This window comes from Vibrio sp. Isolate33 (assembly GCF_022397895.1).
In the GTDB taxonomy this organism is placed as follows: domain Bacteria; phylum Pseudomonadota; class Gammaproteobacteria; order Enterobacterales; family Vibrionaceae; genus Vibrio; species Vibrio pomeroyi.
In genome coordinates, this window is record NZ_JAKEUP010000003.1 from 110,865 (window position 1) to 133,659 (window position 22,795).

Annotated in this window: 19 protein-coding genes and 2 pseudogenes; 13 read left to right on the top strand and 8 right to left on the bottom strand. The window is 43.7% G+C overall.

Annotated elements, in window-relative coordinates; genetic code table 11:
- Positions 1–356 precede the first annotated feature (356 nt).
- Positions 357–1,145 (top strand): phytanoyl-CoA dioxygenase family protein, encoded by a 789-nt coding sequence (locus tag L1D37_RS07190; RefSeq protein ID WP_239847387.1) that lies wholly within the window; start codon positions 357–359, stop codon positions 1,143–1,145.
- A gap of 20 nt (positions 1,146–1,165) precedes the next feature.
- Positions 1,166–2,155, top strand: a complete 990-nt coding sequence (locus L1D37_RS07195) for a zinc-dependent alcohol dehydrogenase family protein (RefSeq protein ID WP_239847388.1) — start codon at positions 1,166–1,168, stop codon at positions 2,153–2,155.
- Between the two features lie 448 nt (positions 2,156–2,603).
- Here the strand turns inward: L1D37_RS07195 and L1D37_RS07200 are convergent, their stop codons facing one another.
- The 4 genes from L1D37_RS07200 to L1D37_RS07215 form a co-directional block, all read right to left on the bottom strand.
- Positions 2,604–3,563, bottom strand: coding sequence for a DUF3187 family protein (locus L1D37_RS07200; RefSeq protein ID WP_239847389.1), 960 nt, complete (start codon positions 3,561–3,563; stop codon positions 2,604–2,606).
- A gap of 358 nt (positions 3,564–3,921) precedes the next feature.
- Positions 3,922–4,233 carry a glycine zipper family protein gene (locus tag L1D37_RS07205; RefSeq protein ID WP_239847390.1) on the bottom strand — a complete coding sequence of 104 codons (312 nt, stop codon included), beginning with the start codon at positions 4,231–4,233 and terminating at the stop codon, positions 3,922–3,924.
- A gap of 128 nt (positions 4,234–4,361) precedes the next feature.
- Entirely contained in the window at positions 4,362–5,615 is a 1,254-nt protein-coding gene (locus L1D37_RS07210) for a patatin-like phospholipase family protein (RefSeq protein WP_239847391.1), read from the bottom strand.
- An 89-nt stretch (positions 5,616–5,704) separates the two neighbouring features.
- Positions 5,705–7,141, bottom strand: a complete 1,437-nt coding sequence (locus tag L1D37_RS07215) for a hypothetical protein (RefSeq protein WP_176679300.1) — start codon at positions 7,139–7,141, stop codon at positions 5,705–5,707.
- 385 nt (positions 7,142–7,526) lie between these two features.
- Here L1D37_RS07215 and L1D37_RS07220 point away from each other — a divergent pair, with 385 nt between their 5' ends.
- A complete protein-coding gene (locus L1D37_RS07220) occupies positions 7,527–7,892 on the top strand; it encodes a hypothetical protein (protein ID WP_239847392.1) in 366 nt (121 codons plus the stop codon).
- A gap of 51 nt (positions 7,893–7,943) precedes the next feature.
- Here the strand turns inward: L1D37_RS07220 and L1D37_RS07225 are convergent, their stop codons facing one another.
- Positions 7,944–8,414, bottom strand: a complete 471-nt coding sequence (locus tag L1D37_RS07225) for a DUF3299 domain-containing protein (RefSeq protein WP_239847393.1) — start codon at positions 8,412–8,414, stop codon at positions 7,944–7,946.
- Positions 8,415–8,506: 92 nt separating this feature from the next.
- On the opposite strand from L1D37_RS07225, the gene L1D37_RS07230 reads away from it, so the two are divergent.
- A complete protein-coding gene (locus tag L1D37_RS07230; protein WP_239847394.1) occupies positions 8,507–8,878 on the top strand; it encodes a hypothetical protein in 372 nt (123 codons plus the stop codon).
- A gap of 39 nt (positions 8,879–8,917) precedes the next feature.
- On the opposite strand, the pseudogene L1D37_RS07235 reads toward L1D37_RS07230, so the two are convergent.
- A pseudogene (locus L1D37_RS07235) lies at positions 8,918–9,427 on the bottom strand (iron ABC transporter permease); the annotation flags it as partial.
- Positions 9,428–9,441: 14 nt separating this feature from the next.
- On the opposite strand from L1D37_RS07235, the pseudogene L1D37_RS07240 reads away from it, so the two are divergent.
- From L1D37_RS07240 to L1D37_RS07280, 9 genes and pseudogenes are all read left to right on the top strand, one after another.
- Positions 9,442–9,510, top strand: a pseudogene (locus tag L1D37_RS07240) (hypothetical protein); the annotation flags it as partial.
- Positions 9,511–9,760: 250 nt separating this feature from the next.
- The gene (locus tag L1D37_RS07245; protein ID WP_176679296.1) at positions 9,761–10,924 is read left to right on the top strand and encodes an efflux RND transporter periplasmic adaptor subunit; all 1,164 of its coding nucleotides are present in this window, start codon (positions 9,761–9,763) and stop codon (positions 10,922–10,924) included.
- Positions 10,925–10,927: 3 nt separating this feature from the next.
- A complete protein-coding gene (locus tag L1D37_RS07250) occupies positions 10,928–14,065 on the top strand; it encodes an efflux RND transporter permease subunit (RefSeq protein WP_239847395.1) in 3,138 nt (1,045 codons plus the stop codon).
- A gap of 76 nt (positions 14,066–14,141) precedes the next feature.
- Positions 14,142–14,882, top strand: a complete 741-nt coding sequence (locus tag L1D37_RS07255) for a DUF1499 domain-containing protein (protein WP_239847396.1) — start codon at positions 14,142–14,144, stop codon at positions 14,880–14,882.
- Positions 14,883–14,928: 46 nt separating this feature from the next.
- Positions 14,929–15,489, top strand: coding sequence for a ricin-type beta-trefoil lectin domain protein (locus tag L1D37_RS07260; RefSeq protein ID WP_239847397.1), 561 nt, complete (start codon positions 14,929–14,931; stop codon positions 15,487–15,489).
- Between the two features lie 444 nt (positions 15,490–15,933).
- On the top strand, positions 15,934–16,650 hold the full coding sequence (locus L1D37_RS07265) for an ABC transporter ATP-binding protein (RefSeq protein WP_239847398.1): 717 nt from the start codon (positions 15,934–15,936) through the stop codon (positions 16,648–16,650).
- Positions 16,637–19,165, top strand: a complete 2,529-nt coding sequence (locus L1D37_RS07270; RefSeq protein WP_239847399.1) for an ABC transporter permease — start codon at positions 16,637–16,639, stop codon at positions 19,163–19,165. Before L1D37_RS07265 ends, L1D37_RS07270 begins: the two co-directional genes overlap by 14 nt.
- A gap of 11 nt (positions 19,166–19,176) precedes the next feature.
- On the top strand, positions 19,177–20,307 hold the full coding sequence (locus L1D37_RS07275) for a lipocalin-like domain-containing protein (RefSeq protein WP_239847400.1): 1,131 nt from the start codon (positions 19,177–19,179) through the stop codon (positions 20,305–20,307).
- A 144-nt stretch (positions 20,308–20,451) separates the two neighbouring features.
- A complete protein-coding gene (locus L1D37_RS07280; protein ID WP_176679290.1) occupies positions 20,452–20,802 on the top strand; it encodes a DUF3147 family protein in 351 nt (116 codons plus the stop codon).
- Between the two features lie 185 nt (positions 20,803–20,987).
- Here L1D37_RS07280 and L1D37_RS07285 read toward each other — a convergent pair whose 3' ends face one another.
- Both L1D37_RS07285 and L1D37_RS07290 read right to left on the bottom strand, forming a co-directional pair.
- Complete coding sequence (locus L1D37_RS07285; RefSeq protein WP_239847401.1) at positions 20,988–21,782, bottom strand: endonuclease; 795 nt, start codon at positions 21,780–21,782, stop codon at positions 20,988–20,990.
- A gap of 175 nt (positions 21,783–21,957) precedes the next feature.
- Positions 21,958–22,746, bottom strand: coding sequence for a helix-turn-helix transcriptional regulator (locus tag L1D37_RS07290; RefSeq protein WP_026084481.1), 789 nt, complete (start codon positions 22,744–22,746; stop codon positions 21,958–21,960).
- Positions 22,747–22,795 lie beyond the last annotated feature (49 nt).

A 22,795-nucleotide genomic window follows, 5' to 3' on the forward strand; every position in this document is an offset into this window, starting at 1 on the left:
CCACTAATGATTTCGATGGTACTTCCAACCATGCTACTCAGCCTGCCAGCCATCGTGGCCGCCAAGAACCTACCACAAGACGATATTTTTTGATGCGTGGATTTTTGCTGCATGGATGGCTGCGATTGGTCAAATGCTACCATCGGCTTTGCTAGTGTTTGCTGTAGTCGCGCCAATCGCCAGGCTATTCGTGACTAAGGTTCTTTTGGAGCCAATCAATAACGAGCAGTGTTGAGTGTTATTACGATAACAACAGATTATTCCTCCTAGTTACTTGGTTGAATGGCACCTGTCTGGCATTATGCGCTCAAGAAATCCGTGGTTATTACGCGGTACAGAATGAACGAAGGTAGTCAGTGGTAGAAAACAGCCAACAATTAAGTAGCCAATACGACGAGCATGGTTACTTTGTTATCAGAAATTATTTCGATGAAGCTCAGATAGCATCGCTTAGAGAAGTCGTGCTCAAATTCCATGAATCATGGAAAGCAGACAACGAAGAGTTCTATCAAGAAGAGGCATTTAACTCATCTTTGATTACAGGCAGCGAGTATCTACCCGCCAACGATAGAACCGTACTGTTTGACTTCATCAGCTCAAAAAAAGTCATGGAAGTGGTCGATGCGGTCATACCGAACAAGCCTGCATTCATGAACACGCAACTGTTCTTCAACCCTGTAAACCCACAACAAAAAGACTTCTGGCATCGCGACTGTCAATACGACTACGACATTGATGACCAAATGAAAGTCATCATGGAAACCCAAGTATTGCACCTCCGTGTACCGATCTTTGATGAGCCCGGAATGGAGCTTATCCCCGGAACACACAAACGCTGGGACAACGAAGAAGAATACAACGTTCGCCAAGAAGTAAATGGAAAGGTAAGCAGCGATAACATCTCTGGCGGTAAACAGATACCGTTAGAGGCGGGCGACTTATTAGTCTTTTCTGCGGATATGATCCACCGAGGTCGATACGGGCTGGATCGTTTAGCATTGGATATTTTGATCTTTGACTCGGCGGCAGACTATGTCGACTACGTTGATGACGACTGCTTACCAACACCAGCGATGCTAAGCAATATTACCGATCCAAGACTGTTTATGAACACGCTACACTTAAAGTCGATGCAGTACTCATAAACCACAAAGGTGCCCGAACCATGACTGACACTAAGCAAAATACCCGAATTAGCCAGTTCCGTTTCGGGCAGCCGAAAGAGTCTCTCAAGCTAGAACATGTCGCTTTAGGCGCACTTGATAAAGATAAGGTGCGAGTACGAATTGAAGCGACCAACATCAACCCTAGTGATCTATTGTCGATTTACGGTGTGGGGCAATACAAACACAGCCACCAGCCACCGAGAGTTCCGGGGTTTGAAGCGGTCGGAAGGGTTGTGGAGTCTGGCCATTCTGAGTTTCCTCTAAACCAGCGAGTGCTTGTAGCTACAAGTGGTACATGGCAGAACTATGTCGATGTGTCACCAGACAACCTCTTCCACATTCCTCAACACCTAGATAATGGCTACGCCTGTCAGTTATATATTAATGCGCTCACCGCGTGGGTGCTGACGACAGAAGTGGCGAAGTTGACCAAAGAAGATGTGTTGATCATCAATGCTGGCAGTTCGGCCATTGGCAAGATTTTCTCTCAGTTGTCGGAATCACTTGGGTTTCAAATCATTACCGTGACGTCACAACCTGAGCGCACTCAAACGACTTCATGTTATGTGCTGGATGCCAACAGTGATTTGGTTGCACAAATTCAGCGACTCGGTTTGCCTCAACCAACTGTGGCCTTCGATGCGATTGGCGGTTCACCGGGAACGGATCTTATCCATACTCTGGGTAATCAAGGCCGCTTTATCAACTATGGCACGCTTTCGCTCGATTTTTATGAACCGCGATTCTTCAAGCACGCAAAAAACCAAGCTATCGATTTCAGTACTTTCTTCTTACGTTATTGGGAAGAGGCTGAGGGGAAAGATGTTCGCTGTGATAAGTTCACAACTATGCTAGATCACTTCATCACAAACGACATAAAACTCGACGTTGACCGCTATCTGCCATTCGATGAAGTTCAAACCGCGATTGATCTCATCGAATCGAAAAGTACGCGGTTAAATGGCAAGATAATCTTGCTTCCGATGTAAACGAATCGTGGGGGGCAGTTGGAGCACATTATGTCTGTCCAATTGATTCAAAGAACGACTAGGCAGTTCAATCTGACTTTCGATGGCATGGCGTTTTATAAACAAGTTAAGTCTCTGTTTGAAAATGCATAGGTGATTGATGAAAAGTATTGCTCGAAAGCAAGCGTGGTAAGGAAATGATGCGTTGCTGCTTCAGCATCATTTGGGGCAATACAGCTCACCGAACCTCTCACTGAGTTTTGCTAAATACATCCAGAGATAAAGTATTGAGATTATCTTCACTGAAAGCCCATTATATCTTACAGAGACAAGCTTTGATTTAGCATTCTACCTGGCAGACTCTCCGCCCAGAGGTGACGTGACACATCACATTAGCTCACTGAACATAAAGAAAATACCGGTCGATCACCCATGATGAAACGCTAGCTTCCTGTTGAGCATATGTTGTTTACAAGAAAAATCTCAGTCCTACTGTAAAGTTAATATCCGTTGAATTATCTTTATTGCCCATATTCTCAGTGGTCGATATCTCTACAGCTACCCCATCAAATGTTCCTCTTAAACCCAGTACAAACTCCTTTGAAGGCTCGGAGAACGCACTATTGTCATCCAGCACACCTTGATAATGGTGGTATTCAACGAGCATCTCATATTGTTTGAGGAACTGGAGCGAATAACCAGCTGCAAATGACATCGTGGTATTACTTACGGGTATAGAACCCAAAGCAAGATCATTTTTTCTGTGCGTTGCACCTAAGGTGCTAAAACCCGTGTGAACACCTGAATGGTAGGAATAGTTTAACTGCAGACCTTGCTCAAAGCTTATATTTGAAAACTCAGAGTCACCCACATGGTTATAGTAAAGAGAGCCTCCTACGGATAACGCATGTGCACTCGTTTCAAAAAATTGATAAGACAAGTAAGAATGCAAAGCTTTTGCCATAGTCTCACCCTCAAAGTCCTCTATAGCAGAGCCATAAGATGAACCAATATTGAACTGATCATCATCCACTTCATCACGCCCATTTTGCGCTATACCAAAAGTGTTGTGAAAGCCTGCGACTAATGAGTCAAGATGATTATTGCCAGCCCAAGAATACTGCAGCATGATTTCTGCAGAAACCTTGTTGTTTATTGGGACTTGAAAACCACTAAAAACTTGATTTTGATAATAATCGAGTTGGAAGTCATTACTTTGAGCCCAGACACTCGCTATGGATGAAGTAATGAAAACCTCGGTGGTATCGACACTAAATGCACTTCTTAATTGGGTAGATAGAGAAGTCGATTGATAAGGAGAAGTAGCATAAGTTCTTAGTGGTGTTGACGCCACCTGAGCAAAAACAAAGTTATGGTAACTTAAAAGAATTAAAACCAATAAGAGTGCTGCGTTTCGCTTTAATAACACGAGGATGTCTCCGATATTGTCAAATATGGTATTGGATCCATCCGATGGATGCGTGCCTGAAATCTTGAGACTGCTTTGTCTGTTGGATTTTCGTTTTGGTCGGAAGAGTATATTTATTGAGCGAATAGCAATAAACCTCTCGGTTTAGCTTTGACTATTGCATTGAGGCAAAAATCTAGAACGTATTTGAAGGAGATCTGTGGTTATGGTTATGGTTATGGTTATGGTTATGGTTATGGTTATGGTTATGCAACTGTGGGAGCTCTACTCCTTAGAAAATAAGCAAAGCCGCACAGTTAATGAATAGATTATTGGTAGACGAATAGAAATATGACTTTAAGTCTCTAAAAGGAGCAGCCTAGTTCAAGACTTTATATCCTCGGCCGATCATGCACTGCCTCTGCACATTATTGACACCCTCTTCGTGCTGGGCTTGATTGTAAGCAGCTGCGTGCCTATGATGCAGTAACCCTCCAACAACACCAACACCTGCCCCTACTTTTGCTCCATCACTACCATGCCCTCCAGCAATAGCCGTACCTGCCGCGCCAAGAGCAGCCCCTCTGGCAGCTGAACCTGCGACAGAGCGACCAACTCCCTTAGTTTGCTCTTCTTGAACTTGGGTTGATAATTGTTGGCATTCCAGTAAATCTATGTTGTATTGCTCCATATTGACACCTTTAGTATCCACAATTAAGTTTGCAGAACTGAATGTCGAAAATAGAGACAATGACATTAGTATAATTATCTTATTTTTATTCATGGTATATCACTCTATTTATTTAAATAATTAACACATTATTCATCGTTTAGATTTTTATCTCTTAGCTTTATTTGATGCCCATCTATCAAAGAGGCCGACCATAACGTTCCATTCTGTGCCTTTTCATATCCATATTCGTAGAGTTTGTTCATATACTCTTGGTCAAAAAATAAATCCTCACTTGGTTCGACGTCGAAGTCTTCTTCTATATAACTAAGATACGTATTGGCTTGGGCTTTATTTGTCACATAAACCTCTTTGTACAAATCGCCTCTAGTTTGAGAAAATATCAAATTATTAACACTTCTCTCACTTAGAGAAAATACATTATCTTCTACTTTTTCAAAGTTGTTCTTTAAATACCCATTTCGTATAATATAGATATTAGGCTTTTTTGTTATTCCGTAAAGTTCTGATATTTCCTTCAAATCAAAGTCATAAGAGTTAAAAAATAATTGATGAGATAACCCACCATCAACGTGCATTTCTTCATATTCATGTCCATTAGAATAAACAGTAAAATATTGCGGAGGAAAGAACCCTGGAATAGATGAGCTTGCCATTAGTACTTTATGAATAATTTCAATTTTATTAGGTATGTCGCTGTCCGCAATGCGGCCAATGTTCCAAACCATTTGTCGACCAGAATCAAAGTGAGTTGTTCCGATTTGGAGTCGTTTACCCTTTCGGTATTCACGAGCAATGGCTTCAATTAATTTATCATCGTAAGTTTTCTCTATGAATTGATAGAACTTTTTCCCTTCAACCATTGATGTACTGTATAGAGGCCATAGAGCGCTTCTCTTGTCCAAAAGATCTTGGTCATTTAAAGCAAGCATTGCCGTTTTTAACTCATGAATATATTCCCCGCCAACAAATACAAAAGGTGCGGTTAACGCTCCGGTACTAACGCCGGTCACCATAGAAAATTCTGGTAACTTTCCACTGTCATATAGTCCATTAATAATTCCAGCACCGTAAGAGCCTCGTTCTCCACCACCAGAGAGGACTAACACGCTAAATTGGTCGCCCACTATACGCGGAATATTATCTTGGTTTACAATTTCACTAAGCTTAGGGTTATCTCTTACTTCCCGTAGGTACTTAGGTGTTTCATCACCAAAGAAGCGATATGGCTCATCATAAATACTATTAGTTTTAGGGGTGCTAATAATAGAAGCACTCTCATAGTTATCTTCAGTGACTCTTTTATCTATCGAGTGTGTACTTGAACATGCTACTAACACCATTGGTAAGAGCATAACTATGATTGATTTAATTTTTTTCATTGTGATTTCTCAAACTAACAATTTATATTAGATATTATCCATCCAGACTATTAACGCTAAAATTAAACAGAGACTAATCTAGAACAGCTTTAAAATCTTCGATTTAATGTAGATACGAATTGGTGTTTACGATCGCTTACCCACCCATATTCAGCAGATACAGACCAATCCTTATTGAACGTATAATTAGCACCAACCAAACCGGACCATTTATCGACATTACTTTGCTTTACGTTGTAATCTATCCCAACACCTTCATAGGTATAAGTTCCCGTTAGCGTTAAAGTACTATCGATATATGTTGCACCAGTATATAGCGCAATAGATTGGGATCCTTTAACAGGAAATACTTTACCAATACGAGGAGTAATATTAACAATTAAGCCTTCAGCATCATTTTTACGCATATCTGCGTAGGTCGCCGACATCGGTACAGTAAAAAAATAATCATGCCACCCAGTTGCTAGAATAGTTCCGACCGTATAGTTGGTGCCTCTCAGGTCAGCAGTGACGTTATAAAGTGGATCTTTACCCCTTAAACGACATACAAAGGGCTTAAGCCTTCCACTACAGTCTGTTCCAAGTTGCCCAACAAGATCGTCACCACTAAATTGAATACCAAGATCAGCTGTACCACTTATTTTCCCAACCGACCCAAACACATTCATAAAAGGGAACAACCAAGCGTCCAATTTTAATTGGGGAGATTGAGTGTCATTACTGCTGTTGTGAAAGGATACAAAATCAATTGGGTACTTTTTGGAACCGTTGATACCTACATTTAAACCTGTGATGTCCATATACTGGTAAGTATCTGTATAAACGACACTGACCCCGAAAGGCTTAGGCAATGAATAGCCTTTATCAATAACGTTTTGTGCATAAAATGGAAGAGCACGATTCCAATTCTTGGCAGTTGTTGTCTTTTCAACTTCTTTGTTTGCAGTCTGACGATCACCCAAGCCAGTCTCAGTCAGGTCATAGTTGATGGACGTAGACATAACTTGTGCACTTGTCCCCGCAGAAGCACCAGAATAATCGAGTAGATATACTGGAACATCAAGGTCACCATCTAAAATAGTGGCTTTTGATCTTCCACCACTGCCACCAAGGTTAGCATTTGCTGCAAAGGATAAATGCCAGTTACCCTCTTTATAGGCTTCCAACTGTTCCTCAGTATCAAATATGGCAATGCCATCATATTGATGTAGCGCAAGCCCCGCACCTAAGTCATATTTATCGACGTCAATATACGTAACAGTACCATCAGTATTGTTGTATATGGATCCAATCCCTGATGACTTACCTAATATAGGAAGTTGAACCTCAGACATTCGCACAGTCGCGTACCCGTAGGCATATTCCATCTGTTCCGGAACCTCAACATAGTGCTCGCTGATCCTGTTAACGACCTCATTTGAAACTTTGTTGACCTTTTGGCGAGCTTGTTCACGATCAGCCGGAGAGTCAGGAGAACTGCATCCAACCATCAATAGTGTCAATGATATAGTGACTAATTTTTTCATTATTTTTCTTACTGTTAATTACTGATGACACAAGGAATAAGAACGAAGTTTTATTAGATTCAATCTCAAGCAATTCATAGGTGTCTGAAGGTTAAATCAAGGATGAATGAACCCCGCCTAGCCGCAGCCGTCGGTGGTCTTTCAACGCGATCCTTGATTAACGCTTTATTCGATAGTCGATTTAGGGAGAGAGTTTATTTTGTGTGCAGGTTTAGATAAATGGCTCGAAGTCGTTTTGATTATTGCTTGAGTGCAAGAATAAAAAGAATGAAATTTCAGCTACAAGCAACGCAAAAGAATTGAACAAATTCATCAACTACCGCTGCGTGAAATCTTGATAGAACACGAACCTTTCTTCCTTGGAGCGAAAGTTTACGTATCAGGTATGACTATACCAATTGACACGGATGAAGACGGGAATCGCATCTACGAAGTCATGGTTTCTAGCGAGCACGCTACAACCAAATACTCAATCGTTGTGATCGAGCATGACTCCAAGCTTAATGCGATCAATGATAGCCAACTTATCGAGTGCAACTTTAAAAATAGCGACGCTGAAATAACCGAGGCAATCTTGGAAGTCATGGGGGAATTCGTAATCGTAATTACCCCCCTTGTATTGAAAATACCTAGGATACGACTCACTCTTCAATTTAGAGGAAACTCAAATGCCAGAGACTTGCTCTTCCAAAGGAGAGTAATCCAAACAAAGAAACCTGCCGAAGCAGGTTTTTTTCTATCAGGTCTGTAATAAACCTCTAGCTTCACAATAGTTGACACACTCCCTGCGAACATTACGAGGTTATTCGTATGGCTCAACTTCCAAGCCTTCCAAAGAATATCCCACTCTATTTGCTAACTCGTTAACCGTAACCTCTGCCTTGATGGTCCCACTCACATAAATGACGCTTTGGAATTTTTCTATAGGCATTGGCTCTTTGAATTGCACATAAATGATTTGATTTTCTGGTGGCGGTGGCACATGAATGCACGCACCTGCATAGGGAACGAGTAGGAGCTGCGAGATCGTTTCACCATCAGATTCTAATGGAACAAAATATCCGGCAATCCTAATTTTTCTCTGATTCAACTCAGGGCGAATTGCATGTCTAACTAGAGATTGCTTAGCGGAAGCTTCGCCTCCGAAGTTATATTGCATCGTCTTTTCACTTTCTGGAATAAGGTCATCCCAACTGAGCTCTTCATAGGTACTGGCATTAGCACCGAACGCTGCACCCAGTAAAATCAATGTGAAGGCAATAAGTTTTTTCATGATGATGTTCGCTTTCCAATTCTAACTTAACGTTGCGAGCCGATGCTTTAAACAACAACCCACCCAAATCAATTTTAACGACGGCCATTGGAATGATTAATACCTCCAAATACGAATTAAAATTGCAACAGTGCAAGAATGGGAATGACGCTCTTCAAAGAGCAATACAGTTAGAATACAAAGCTCAAACCGAGAGCACACTGAAGAAAGCTGATGAAAAGCAATATGCCAACCCTCCTGCGGAAAGGAGTTGCCAACTTACACATCTGTGGTTGCTAATGTCTCATCGTTGCCTCTCAGAGTGGCAGCTACACACCATCACAAGCCCAAAAGAGGCAGCAGAAGCAAGATCGCAAGATCATCTTGCTTCCGGTTTAGGTTTGCATGGATCTAAGAAGGCACTTTCAACCCCAAGAATAGAGATCGAAAGTGCCCAACTGATTGGAGCTTGGAGCCGTTCCTAAGCTCCATTTTTGATGAGTTTCCCTGATTCAATAAACAAGCTACTTGCGCCAAACAAGATATAAGACAAACAACCCACCTAGCGCCGCTGTCACAATCCCAACAGGCAATTCTTGTGGCGCTAATATGGTTCGACTGACTAAATCCTCAAACAATAAGAGAACCGATCCCCACAAGGCGATCAAAGGAATAGCTCGCTTGTGAGTCACACCTGAAAACGGTCGAACAAGATGAGGCACCATCAAGCCAATAAAGCCCACCACGCCCGTCATTGAAACAATCGATGCAGTGCAAAACGCACAACAAAGAAAAATCTCACTTTGCAGGCGGTGAACATTGATCCCTAATGAGCTTGTGGTCTGTTCACTCACTAACAAAGTGTCGAGTTCGCGATAACGTTTAATCACTAAAACAATAAGACACAACACGCCAATTAAGGCAAAAATTAAGTTATTCCAACGAGCAAGCCCTAAGCCTCCCATCGTCCAAAATAAAATCGAGCTTGCCGCTCTTTGATCGCCCGAGTAAATTAAAAAACTCGTAACCGCCCCTATCAGTTCCCTATTGGGAAGGTCCTATTGTGATTGAAGGAACATACTCAGGTACTGGATATATGGAGCTGACGGGGTACTAAATCAATAAAACAAACAACACAAGGTAAGAACTAACACAACCGGAGAACTAATCACCTTAACTTGTTCCTTTTCTTTGTAATCAATAGTAAATACGCACGCTGCCTAAGTTGTTGGGGAAGAGCCTTCATCCTTTTCCAAAGACCTCATAATTTATCAAAACAAAAACCTGAGCCTTAACCCTGCCTTAACCATGTAGCTGCTATTCTTTTTCTTATATTTGTAATTATGCTTCTAGGATAAGGTTTCATTATGTCTCTACCCCACGCGTTAAGATTGCCTTTGGGCCTGCTTCTCTCTAGTTCTTTATTATTGGGCTGTGGCGAACAAGCTATGGAACAACGACCAGCTCCAGGTCCTATTCATGTTGATGTTTTAGACTTGACCCCAACAACACTGCGTTTAACGACCGAGTTGCCAGGGCGAATTGCTGCGTTTAAACAAGCAGAAGTGAGACCTCAGGTAACGGGTATTCTCAAAAGCCGTCTATACAAAGAGGGTTCTCAGGTAGAAGCCGATGAAGTACTTTATGAAATTGACCCAACCACTTATCAATCCAACGTTAATAGCGCACAAGCCCAATTAGCGAAAGCACTCACGAGCGAAGATACCGCTCGAAAAACGGCACTTCGTTATAAAGAACTATTAAGAAAAAAACTGACCAGTCAGCAAGATTTTGATGATGCCGATGCGCTTTACAAAGAAGCTCAAGCTGAAGTCGCGATCCGCCAAGCGGAATTGGATTATGCCAATATTGAACTGTCTTACACCAAAATCAAAGCACCTATCTCAGGTCAAGCAGGCCTATCTTTGGTATCGGAAGGTTCTTTGTTGACCTCTGAACAGTCTTCTTACCTGACGACAATTGTGCAAACCGCGAATGTTTACGTGGATATGCAGCAATCTTCGTTAGCGATTACCAAAATCAAAAAAGAGTTTGCGACCTTCACCGACAAAGATGCGGAGATTCCAGTAACCATCACGTTAGAAGACGGCAGTGCGTATGACGAAGCAGGCCGTTTAGAATTTTCCGATACGCTGGTTTCGGACTCAACAGGTACGGTAACGCTGCGCGCCATTATTCCAAACCCTGACAATACTTTACTAGCAGGCATGTACGTACGCGCCCATATTTCAATGCCAGAAGCTCGTGGCTACCTTGTCGTTCCTCAATCAGCTGTGGTAAGAAGCCAATCTGGTGAGCCTTCCGTTTTTGTGGTCACCGAAGACAACAAGACCGTAAAAAAATCAGTGATTCTCGGTAATGAAGTGGGTAACGGTTGGGTAGTTAAAGAAGGACTATCTAGCGGTGAGCAAGTCGTCATAACCAATATCATCAACATGAAAAATGATATTGCGGTTGTTGTCGATAGCAGTACAGACAGTGCTGTTCCTGCTTTGGCGAGTGAGGAATAAACCATGTCCTTATCGAACTTTTTTATCAACAGACCGATCTTTGCTTGGGTGATTTCCATTGTCATTATGCTTTCAGGCATAGCGGCTATCGTCTCTTTGCCTGTCGCGCAATACCCAACAATTGCACCGCCAGCCGTGACCATTTCAACGTCTTACCCTGGTGCTTCAGCAAAAACAATTGAAGACAGCGTTACTCAGGTCATCGAACAAGGCATGACAGGGTTAGATAACTTGTTATACATGGCGTCTAAAAGTGACTCTTCTGGTAGTGCGAGTGTTACCTTAACGTTTAGCGCAGACACTGACCCCGATATCGCTCAGGTACAAGTGCAGAACAGCTTACAGCAAGTGAGTAATCGCCTGCCGACAGCGGTACAAAATCAAGGTACGTCTGTCACCAAGAGTACGTCAGGTTTTATGTCGGTAACCAACTTATATTCTCCTGACGGCAGCATGAGTGCGGGAGATATTCAAGATTACGCTAACTCAAACATTAAGGACATCTTAAGCCGTGTGAACGGTGTGGGCGAAGTGACTATTTTCGGCCCATCTTATGCGATGCGTATCTGGTTAGACCCAGCCAAGTTGAACAGCTACAGCCTCACGCCTGTTGACGTTTCGAATGCGGTATCGGTTCAAAACAGCCAAGTCACGGTTGGACAATTAGGCGGAACGCCTGCTGTTGATTCTCAGTTAATTAATGCCAGTATCACGGCGCAAAGCCTACTAACCAGCGTTGAAGAATTTGAAGACATCTTAATAAAGGTCGACAGTGACGGCTCTCAAATTAAGCTCAAAGACGTCGCACGTGTCGAGTTAGCCAGTGAAGAATCTTCATCTATTCCTGCTTACATGGGTAAGGACTCTTCTGGTATTGCTATCACCCTTGCTACCGGCGCGAACTCGTTAGACACACAAAATGCGGTTGATGCAAAACTTGAACAACTTTCAAAAGGTTTTCCGGATGGACTAGAACTGGTTAAAACCACCGACAATAACTTATTTATCCGTTTATCCATCAGTGAAGTGGTCAAAACCCTTTTCGAAGCGGTTGGGCTTGTATTTGTCGTAATGTTGCTGTTTTTGCAAAACTTACGAGCAACTTTAATCCCAACCATCGCCGTACCAGTCGTACTGCTTGGCACCTTCGGTGTTATGGCTATGCTGGGGTTCTCGATCAATACACTCACCATGTTTGGTTTAGTCTTGGCTATCGGCCTTCTGGTTGATGACGCCATTGTTGTTGTGGAAAACGTTGAACGTTTAATGCATGAAGAGAACCTATCTCCTCTTGAAGCAACCAAAAAATCAATGGGACAAATTACCAGTGCCTTAATCGGTATTACGATGGTGTTGTCGGTTGTATTTATTCCTATGGCCTTCATGTCAGGGTCAACGGGCGTTATCTACCAACAATTCTCTTTGACGATTGTTTCAGCAATGGTGTTATCTGTTGTTGTGGCATTGATTCTGACTCCCGTATTGTGCGCAACGCTTCTAAAGCCTGTCGATAAAACATCGAGCAATAAATTTTTTGCACTGTTTAACCGAGGGTTCGACAAGCTCTCCAGCCAATACCGAGGTTCAGTTAAACACGCTTTACAACGTCCACTGCGCTTCGTTTTTGTTTATCTAATGCTTTTTGCCGGCACGGCTTACCTATACAACGTGCTACCAAGTTCATTTTTGCCAAATGAAGACCAAGGTGACTTCATGGTGATGGTCACCACACCAACAGGGACCACATTACAAAAAACGCAAGAAGTGATGTTGGATATCAAAGATTATTTTGAAGAGAACGAATCACATACTGTCGACCACGTGTTTACCGTGTCTGGATTCAACTTTTCAGGCTCTGGGCAAAATGCAGCGATGGCATTCATTGGCATGAAAGATTGGTCAGAAAGGACAGAACCCGGAACCGATGTGGATTCCATTATCGGCCGTGTCATGGGTGAGTTTTCAAATTACAAACATGCACAGATCTTTGCTTTTAGTAGCCCAGCAATTCGAGAACTTGGTACTTCAACGGGTTTTAACTTCTACCTAGAAGACGTGGGGGCTGTTGGCCATGACAAACTGATTGAGTTCAGAAACCAGTTACTGGCGGCGGCGGCTCAAAGTCCATTATTGCAAAGTACACGACCAAACGGCCTTGAGGATACCGCGCAACTATTCCTTGATGTCGACTATGAAAAAGCGAAAGTTCTAGGTCTAGAAATTGATGACATCAACCAGTCATTATCGATTGCTTGGGCATCGTCATACGTGAATGACTTCATCGATCGTGGTCGCTCTAAGAAGGTTTACATTCAAGCCGATGCTGAATATCGCATGACACCAGAAGACCTGAACTTATGGTTTGTGCGTAACAACAACGGTGAGATGGTGCCAATCTCAGCTTTCAGTACTTATCACTGGGGTCAAGGCTCACCACAGTTACAACGTTATAACGGCAACCCTGCAGTAGAAATCGTCGGTGAAGCAGCTTCTGGTTACAGTACTGGTGAAGCGATGGATGAAATCGATAGATTAGCCGCAGAGATTTCAAACGATGTACAGGTGAGCTGGACGGGAATGTCCTATCAAGAGATCGAAGCTGGAAACCAAGCGCCAATTCTGTACGCGATCTCCATCTTGATGGTTTTCCTCTGCTTAGCCGCTTTGTATGAAAGCTGGAGCATTCCAATTGCGATTATTCTGGTGGTTCCATTAGGGATACTCGGCGCACTGGCTGCGATCATGTTGCGAGGGCTAGAGAACGATGTTTACTTCCAAGTGGGCGTTTTGACTACTATTGGTTTAACCGCCAAAAACGCAATTCTGATTGTTGAGTTTGCAAAAGAGCTTTATGAAAAAGGCGTCAACATTATTGATGCAACGGTACAAGCCTGTGAAATGCGTCTGCGCCCGATAATCATGACATCACTGGCGTTTGGACTCGGCGTGTTGCCATTGGTACTAAGTACGGGAGCTGGTGCTAATGCTCGTAACGCGATAGGTACGTCTGTTCTGGGCGGCATGATGGGTGCGACATTATTGGTAATTTACTTCGCTCCGCTATTTTTTGTCTTGATCTGCAAATTGTTCAAATCAGATGATAAAGCAGCAATAGCGAACAACGCCGAACAGCCAAACTGAGTACTAACAAAATGAGGAGATGATGAGCCTCGGAGTGGCTCATCATTACTCGCTGAACACTTTCAAAGGATAGAAAATGACGAACAGCCGTACCACTCGTATTGGAACACTATTATTAGTCATCGCTTTTTCCGCTGTGCTAGCGGTTGCCGTGATGATCTTTGGGGCGCGTTTGGGCTTGTGGGATCCCATAATTGGCTTTGGCTACATTCGAAATTATCTCAACCCCATCGGCCTATCTTTACTCGCTATAAGTACACTCGGGCTCATCTACCAATGGATTACTCGTAATCGCACTGGTGCACTCAAGTCTCTGGTCGCTGTATTCATAGGGCTTAGCCTCACCGCGCCAATGATCCACGGCATGATTCAACCAGTGAAACGTGGACCTGCAATTCATGACATTACAACCGATACCATAAACCCACCTAAATTTTTGGTGCTGGATGATACGCGTGCCGGTGCCAAAAACTCTCTGATTTATGCAGGGGAAGAAGTTGCAGCAGTACAGAGGAAGTTGCACCCATACATTAAGCCAATTCCGTCTAGCCTCTCTGCTGAAGATGCATACGAAAAAGCTCTGGATGTTGCGCAGAACAAAGGTTGGGAAATTGTTGCAAGATTTCCTGAAGCATTACGCTTTGAAGCGACAGCTCAAACAACTTTCTTTGGCTTTATAAACGATGTGGTCGTTAAAGTCACACCGATAAACAGCGAAAGCCGTGTCGACATTCGTAGTGTGTCTCGAATCGGTCGCAGTGATAAAGGAGTCAATGCAGCTCGAATTGTAGAGTTCACCGAAAGTTTTAACCAGTAAGCCGTTTTAGTTACAACACCGAAATTTATTAAAGGATGAAATAGATATGAAACTGAAAAGTGTAGCCAAAGTCATTGTGGCATCTAGCTTAGTTGCTGCCCCTTCATTTCTCTTTGCAGCAGAGCCGAATGTGCCGACAGAGCCTCCATACATTGTATTAAGTGATAATTTAGATGAGCCAAACGGTTATGGATTTTGTATTGATACCTACGGCCCTGGTCAATCCGAATTAATGCAGACCCACACCTGTAAGCCCAAAGCGCCTGAAGGTTCACCTCGTAACTACTCTGGTCATGATGTGAGATTTGAATACGACAATGAAACAAATAAGATTCAATCTTATGCGTTTGAAGGGTTGTGTATGCAAGGTCTTTTAGCTAAAGGAAAGAGCGAACTCGCGTTACTAGAGTGCAGTGATGCAAAACACCAAGGTTTTGTTTATAGCGAAAATGATCAGACTATTCGATTGAAAGCGGATTCTAGTTACTGTTTGGCTGTGACATCAGAAACTCAAGAAGCCGGTCCTTGGGTAAAACGTCCACTTGAACTGATTCAGTGTGAGGAAGCAGAGCCAGTTCTAATGAAATGGACGGTCGTATCTAAGTAATACACACTTTTTGGCAAACCTCTTCGTTCCACAACTCAATGCCTTATAGGTGACATTGCATACATGTAATGTCACCTTTATTGTTGAATGAAAGATTGAGATTTTCAATATGTCGCTCTACCTGAGTATTAAACACACTAACAAGCTATGGGAAAAATATGTTATGGATACAGCTTTCGCTCGCCTTATCCTTACACAAAATAATCTTCATCCAGATACCAAGCGTTGGAATTGGCTACCCTTAGATGCCGTAAAAAACCTTCTAATAAATAACCCAAGGCGATGTGATAATTCAAAGACCCAACGAGAGTCCGAATTCCACCTCTCACTGATCTATTTCTCTCTGTTCAAAGTACAAGTTACTAATAATTCGATATAAATCGCTCTATTGTTTGAAATTGTTGTCTACAGTTTGATAGTCATTGTTGGATACAAGGAGAGGAAATGGAAAACCCAGTTGTCACGCTGAAACAGGCCAGTAAAAGCTTTGTTGACGGCAAAGACACCCATAGCGTGTTGGACAGTGTCGACTTCACTTTAGCGACGGGCGCTAGTGTGGCTTTGACAGGAGCAAGTGGCAGCGGGAAAAGTACTCTACTCAATCTCATCGCGGGATTTGAACCGCTTTCAAGTGGCGAGTTATGGCTCGATGGTGAAAATACATCCGCTTGGAAAGACCCACAGTGGAGCCGCTTCCGCCATCAAAAACTGGGCGTTATCTTTCAGCAGTTCAACTTATTAACCCCACTCAACGTAAAACAAAACATCGCGTTCCCGTTGCATTTGAATCAACAAAAATGGGGCGATTGGTGTGATTACTTGGTGGAAGCGTTAGGCATCAGTGAACTACTGGATAGGCATGTGTCAGCGCTCTCTGGTGGACAACAACAACGAGTGGCGATAGCTCGCGCATTAGCTCATAAACCGAAACTGCTGCTTGCTGATGAACCCACCGGTAACCTCGACCACAAAGCAGGTTTAGAAGTAATGAGGCTACTGAACGAAATCACTACACAAGGCAACACCGCGGTACTACTGGTGACACACAGCCCGGAATGTGCCAGTTTTATGCAGAGACAACTGGTGTTAGACGATGGAGACCTGAAGCGAGCCGATCTAAACCAAAAGCAAGCGAGTGACATTTCTTATGTTGAAAGCTAAGCGGATAGCCGAATCAAATCGCCTCAAAATCACTCACACAAAACTTACGCTGAACCTATTCGCTGCGCACTATCGCCAATCCCCTTTGCAAGCTGCAGCGATCTTGATTGGTATCGTATTGGCGGTCACCCTGTTTGTCGCCGTGCAAGCCATCAACCTTAATGCCAAACGCAGCTATGCAGAATCCGCCGAGCAACTTAGCGCTCAAGCAAGAAACCTTATTATCCCACCACCGGGGCAAAACTATTTGCCAGAATCGCTCTACTTCAAGCTAAGACAAAACGGATTAAGCGCGATACTGCCTGTGATTGAAGGGCGAGTGAGAGACGAACAAGGTCGTCGTTGGTCAGTACAAGGTAGTGAGCTAATCTCTGCTCTCACCTCAAGAGCTCGCTACTCCGAAGAGAACGAACAAACAAATCAGAACCAACAAAATATATCCCTGTTCGATAATGCCCTACCCCTACCTCAACTGTTGGCGGGCAATCCCATCGTGATGATGAGCCAATCGCAACATCAAAGCTTGGGTAAAGTAGAAACACTTACCCTCGATGAAGTGGTCACAAAAGTTGTGGTGCTGCCCGATGAATGGCAACTGGGCAGCCGAATGTTGATGGATATAGGCTTCGCCCAACAACTACTGAACAAGCAAGGTCAACTGAACTACATTGCCGTTTTTGATGCCGAGAACCATGCGCAAGACAAATGGCAGGATCTCATCGCAGAACAAGGGCAATGGATCACCAATAACCAGAGTACCGATCTCGGATCTATTACCGACAGCTTTCACCTCAACCTCACTGCCATGAGTCTACTGGCTTTCTTGGTTGGTTTGTTCATCGCTTATAACGGTGTGAAATACAGCTTACTGAAACGTAATCGGTTATTAGTACAAATCCAGCAAGCAGGTGTTTCACCAAGCATTGTGTTTTCTGCCTTGCTCGTTGAGCTTACCGTCTTGGTAACCCTAGGCGCTTCACTCGGTTTCATTTTAGGGATTCAATTAAGCCATTGGCTTCACCCCACCGTTGCGATAACCCTTGAACAACTTTATGGCGCAACACTTCTGCCCGATTCATGGCAGTGGTCATGGTTAGCACAAGCCTTATTGCTTACGTTAGCCGCTACGCTTGTTGCGTGCTGGCAACACTTTAAACAACGCGTTCGACAACCGCTTTCTTCTCATGGCGGTTTTTACCAAGCGCCAGAAAACTCGAACGAAAACCAATTGTTTGTCATTGGTTTAGCGCTAACCGTTATCGCATTAGTTGGGTTGTGGCTTAGCGAACATCATCGCTTCACGATGGCGTGGCTTGGTGTATTAGTGGTATCGATTCCTTTATATCTGCCCAAAACGCTCAGCGTGTTAGCAAATTGGAGTGAACAACGAACCCAATCGGGGTTGATGCAGTACCTGTTTGCTGAACTGCGAGAGCTAATATCTCCCCTCTCCCTTGCCATGATGGCACTGCTGCTTGCGGTTACCGCCAACATGGGAATGAATACCTTAGTTGGCAGCTTTGAATCCACCCTAAAGCAATGGTTAGAGCAACGCTTACATGCCGACATTTATGTTAGCCCTGCTCAGGGTGAAATCGCTAATGTAGAACGCGCATTAGAACAGTTTGAGAACGTTGAAACCGTTTATAAACAATACTATGTCGACGATAACTTACAGGGCCTGCCCACGTTACTTGGCACTAAAGACAAAGATACATTAGAGCAAACCATGGTGTTCCAGTCGCAGCTTGATAACTTTTGGCAGCGCTTCTACCAAGGCGAACTCGTGGCGATCAGTGAACCTACCGCAGTGAAGCTTGGCTTATCACTGAATAGCGAATTTAAGCTCGACTCCATCCCAGACAAATCCCTGTTGGTTGGCGCTGTTTTCCATGATTACGGCTCACCCAATGGCGAAGTGTTACTTGCCCCTAATTTATGGCTTGAAAGCGGTTTTACCGACTTGCCCACCAGCCTCGGCATTAAAGTGTCTGGCGACCAGCAACAGGTATACGAACAACTGCGCCAACAACTAAATTTGCACCCAAGTCAGCTCTACGATCAAGCACAGATCAAGTCCCTCGCTTTAGATATCTTTTCACAAACCTTCGCCATCACTCGCGCGCTTAATGGCGTCACCTTAATGGTCGCGGTGATTGGCCTGTTCTGTGCGTGCTTCATGTTGCTCGATGCACGTAAGGCCGCTATTGCAAGGTTGTATGCGCTTGGCGTGAGCCGCAAAAAGCTGATGGCGATGGTACTCGGGCAAATCGTTGTGCTCGTGGCGTTTACTCTGGTTATCGCCATCCCACTCGGCGCGATGGTGGGCTACGTACTTACCGACGTCGTCACCCTACGCGCCTTTGGTTGGAGCTTAAACTACCAGTGGAATTGGAGCGATGCGCTCAGCATTTCCTTCATCACGATTATTGTGGCTGTGATTGCGACACTCATCCCCCTCTGGCGTTTGGTCAGTAAACCAGTGGTATCTAGTTTGCAAAGTGAGGTGTTGTGATGGACATTGATATGAAAAGTAAGCTAATCAAACTGTCTGTTCTCTCACTTAGCCTACTTTCTCAATGGGGTTGTGAAAAAGCCGATCTCAATTCAGCTCAAAATATGGGTTCAATACTCGGCGGTAACAATGAGCACAAGCAGAATGATCAATTCACTCCCGTAGTTAAAGGCGTAGAGATCACCTTCCCTGCAGACCACCAAGCGCACCCAAGCTTTCGCCATGAATGGTGGTATTTAACCGCCAACCTCACTGATGAAAATGGCAATGAACTAGGTGTGCAATGGACACAATTCCGCTTTGCCGCAGCTCCAGAAGATAACGCCGAACAAACCAAGCAGCTTAAGCAAACAGCATGGCAAAGCCAACAGATCTACATGGCGCATAGTGCTATCACCACCAAAGACAAACACTATGCCGATGAAAAATGGTCGCGCGACCAAGCAAAATTGGCAGGCGTAAGTGCTTCGCCATTTCGAGTCTACCTTGATCATTGGCAGTGGAGCTCTTCAAGCAATGATCTATTCCCCGCTACACTGAACGCCAACTCAGATCAATTTGGTTACTCGTTGACACTCACGAGCAACGCTCTATATCAAAAACAGGGGGAACAAGGCTACAGCACCAAAAGTAGCGACGGAAAAGTAGCTTCCTATTACTACAGCCAACCATTCATCGATGTATCGGGCAACGTGACGATTGATGGCGTGACGCATAAAGTTTCTGGCAAAGGCTGGATAGACAGAGAGTGGAGCTCGCAGTTCTTACTCGACTCACAACAAGGCTGGGATTGGTTTGCACTGAGGCTCAATGATGAGACTAGCTTAGTCGTGTTCCAACTACGAAACTCAACAACAGGCGAAGCCAGTTATGCTAACGCAAGATTAATGCAGCAAGACGGTTCTGGCATTGCGATTTCACAACAAGACATCACCCTAACCGCCGTCAAGCAAACAGTAATCGACGGACGCGATTATCCAACAGAGTGGCAGGTTTTAATTCCAAGCCAGCAAATAGAGCTGACAGTCTCGGCACTCAATCCCAAAGCAAAAATGCCCCTATCGGTTCCCTATTGGGAAGGCCCTATTACGATTGAAGGAACACACTCTGGTACGGGTTATATGGAGTTGACTGGGTATTAGATATACCAATAGCTACGGTGCCATAGACTACTTTTTAGCACCATTGTGCCCTTTACCTCATGTTAATAACACTTCTGGCGACCTAATTCGTATCACGACTTAGGCTCATTCAGCTAGACTTTAGATTTATGCTTGGGGCGCAACATGTGGTGGATTGTTTTCAAGTATTTAACGACAGCAGCAATTGTCGTTCTTATTTCTGAAGTCGCCAAGCGTAACGACAAGCTCGGGGCTTTGGTCGCAGCCTTACCAACAGTTACCATTCTCGCGTTGATATGGATGTATATCGAAGGCCAAGGGCCGGACAAACTATCAAACCATGCCTTCTATACGTTCTGGTTTGTCGTGCCGACACTTCCAATGTTCCTACTGTTTCCCTATTTACTGAGCAAATATTCCTTTTGGGCGACGTTATTATTAAGTTGTTTTATATCAATCATTTGTTTTGGTGTCGTAAATACACTGGCCAAACATTTTGGAGTTAATCTCTTATAGTTGATGAGTCCGTGATAAACGTTGAGCCACTATCAAAGTGACACTCAAGGTTCGGCAATTTCCATTCAGATTAAGGGTTGTGTTTATCGAGCTGATGTTTAGGCTAGTGATTAAAAGCCATCTCTAAGATGGCCTATTTATTTTTCAGGGGTATAGCTACCGATTAGTGTTGTTTAAGCGACTCATTACCCGTTACATCTACTGCTATAAATGTCGTTCACCCAATTTGGGTTATCAATGAAGGGGTTGCGGTTGCCTTGCCACTTAACGGCTTTTTCGTGGCGGTTACGTTCCCAATCGTCCACTGGATCCGCGTTATGCCATTGAAGTAAAGTGCATAGTTTTCCAACCTTAGGCTGACCTGAGGTACTCGACACATCATCAACCAGATACAAGTCAGGCATTTTCGCGTTATTTCCTTCATAGCGTACAGCCATATAAAAAAGCGAACGAGCTGTATCACCCTTTACGGCATCTCTAGGCTCAAAACTGTCGTAATCCGTTTTATTAAGCGGAGACTTTTTCAGTGGCGACCCGCCAAAATCAAAGTCCTTGTTTGAACGAATTGAGTTAATCTCTGCATCGGTTGGCTGCAGGTGATGAATATCGGTATAGCCCCATTGATCTTTACGCTTAAAACCAAAAGATTTAGGCCAAAGATGTTCACGGTTCCAAGCATTTTTGTCGTTGTTACCCGACGAGGTAAAATCTTTAGATTGTGAGCGACCGCTGTAATACAGAATAACGTTATTCGAATTATTCGGATCTTCATTCGTGTCTTTCAATGCAGACCAAACTTGGTTATACGACAATTGCTTTTGTCCACGAGCAGCAATCACACCGAGCATGTCTTTTAACGCATTTCCACTCAATCCTTCAGCTTCTAGGTAGTAACCATTGGGGTATGTAGTATTAGCAAGCGCAACTGGACTAAGAGCGGTTGAAATCAGCAGAACGCTGAGATTTAAACGCATTTTCATTGTGTTGAGTATCCTTATTATTGTTGTAATGCCCCACCGCTGGTGAGTGCCACTCATACTCTACAAAACAGGGTTTATATGCAATCTGTTTATTTTATAAAAATATCCGGCTGGATATTTATTATTCAAAAAGCAAATATCCAGTGTTCGACGTTGATGTCTACCGAAACAAAACCTACAACAACCGATTCTTATATTGCTCGGGTGTTTGACCGGAATATTTCTTGAACATACTAATGAAGGGGCTCGCTTGGTTGTAGCCTAATGTGAGAGCGACCTCTTTGACCGACTGTCCGTTTCTTAGCAGATCCATTGAGTACAAATACCGAACTCGCAGTCGCCACTCCGTAAAGCTCATCCCTAATTCACTTTGGCAATGACGCGACAGAGTTCGCTCGGTTGCGTGCACTTTCTCTGCCCAATCCTTTAGCGAGATATCGTCTGTTGGGTTCTCTTCTATCGCAGCCAGAATAGGCGCAAGATACTTGTTATCGGTTGAAGGTAAGAAGTGATGCTCGACTTGGCGTTCTGCCAATTGGTCCAATAATACTTGTACAAGCCTTTGATCTTGTTCGCTTTGTGCGACATTGATGTCACGCTGGCGAAAGTCATCGATGATCGAAGATACGATCGGTGTAATCTTAATAAGGCTGGTTTTCTCAGGCAGATGTTGAGTTAATTCACGCGCAATATTCAAAGAACAGTAGTCCAATGGTTTTCGGTTATAACTGCAGTGCATGACCCCGGCGGGTACCCAAATAGCAAGGTGTGGCGGTGCGAGAAAGCGTGTTCCTTCTGCCTCCATTTCAAGAATCCCACCGCTGATCAACTGAACCTGTCCCCAAGGGTGGCTATGCACACGAGTTTCGGTGTTCGATAAGAACGCTTCGAAATTCATAAATACGTTGGATGGTGCCTTGTCGATTGATAAGGATGGATGAAGGTTTCTTGAGTGTTTTTTCAATCTTGTCTTCCTATCGCGCCTGATGTCTTTTTAAAGATATCTGTAAGTA

Bases quoted from the DNA above. Each gene is read 5' to 3' on its own strand.
- L1D37_RS07280 (WP_176679290.1), top strand. From the start codon at position 20,452: ATGTGGTGGATTGTTTTCAAGTATTTAACGACAGCAGCAATTGTCGTT.
- L1D37_RS07215 (WP_176679300.1), bottom strand. From the start codon at position 7,141: ATGAAAAAATTAGTCACTATATCATTGACACTATTGATGGTTGGATGC.
- L1D37_RS07195 (WP_239847388.1), top strand. From the start codon at position 1,166: ATGACTGACACTAAGCAAAATACCCGAATTAGCCAGTTCCGTTTCGGG.
- L1D37_RS07220 (WP_239847392.1), top strand. From the start codon at position 7,527: ATGACTATACCAATTGACACGGATGAAGACGGGAATCGCATCTACGAA.
- L1D37_RS07265 (WP_239847398.1), top strand. From the start codon at position 15,934: ATGGAAAACCCAGTTGTCACGCTGAAACAGGCCAGTAAAAGCTTTGTT.
- L1D37_RS07275 (WP_239847400.1), top strand. From the start codon at position 19,177: ATGAAAAGTAAGCTAATCAAACTGTCTGTTCTCTCACTTAGCCTACTT.
- L1D37_RS07210 (WP_239847391.1), bottom strand. From the start codon at position 5,615: ATGAAAAAAATTAAATCAATCATAGTTATGCTCTTACCAATGGTGTTA.
- L1D37_RS07245 (WP_176679296.1), top strand. From the start codon at position 9,761: ATGTCTCTACCCCACGCGTTAAGATTGCCTTTGGGCCTGCTTCTCTCT.
- L1D37_RS07225 (WP_239847393.1), bottom strand. From the start codon at position 8,414: ATGAAAAAACTTATTGCCTTCACATTGATTTTACTGGGTGCAGCGTTC.
- L1D37_RS07205 (WP_239847390.1), bottom strand. From the start codon at position 4,233: ATGGAGCAATACAACATAGATTTACTGGAATGCCAACAATTATCAACC.
- L1D37_RS07260 (WP_239847397.1), top strand. From the start codon at position 14,929: ATGAAACTGAAAAGTGTAGCCAAAGTCATTGTGGCATCTAGCTTAGTT.
- L1D37_RS07285 (WP_239847401.1), bottom strand. From the start codon at position 21,782: ATGAAAATGCGTTTAAATCTCAGCGTTCTGCTGATTTCAACCGCTCTT.
- L1D37_RS07270 (WP_239847399.1), top strand. From the start codon at position 16,637: ATGTTGAAAGCTAAGCGGATAGCCGAATCAAATCGCCTCAAAATCACT.
- L1D37_RS07230 (WP_239847394.1), top strand. From the start codon at position 8,507: ATGATTAATACCTCCAAATACGAATTAAAATTGCAACAGTGCAAGAAT.
- L1D37_RS07255 (WP_239847396.1), top strand. From the start codon at position 14,142: ATGACGAACAGCCGTACCACTCGTATTGGAACACTATTATTAGTCATC.
- L1D37_RS07250 (WP_239847395.1), top strand. From the start codon at position 10,928: ATGTCCTTATCGAACTTTTTTATCAACAGACCGATCTTTGCTTGGGTG.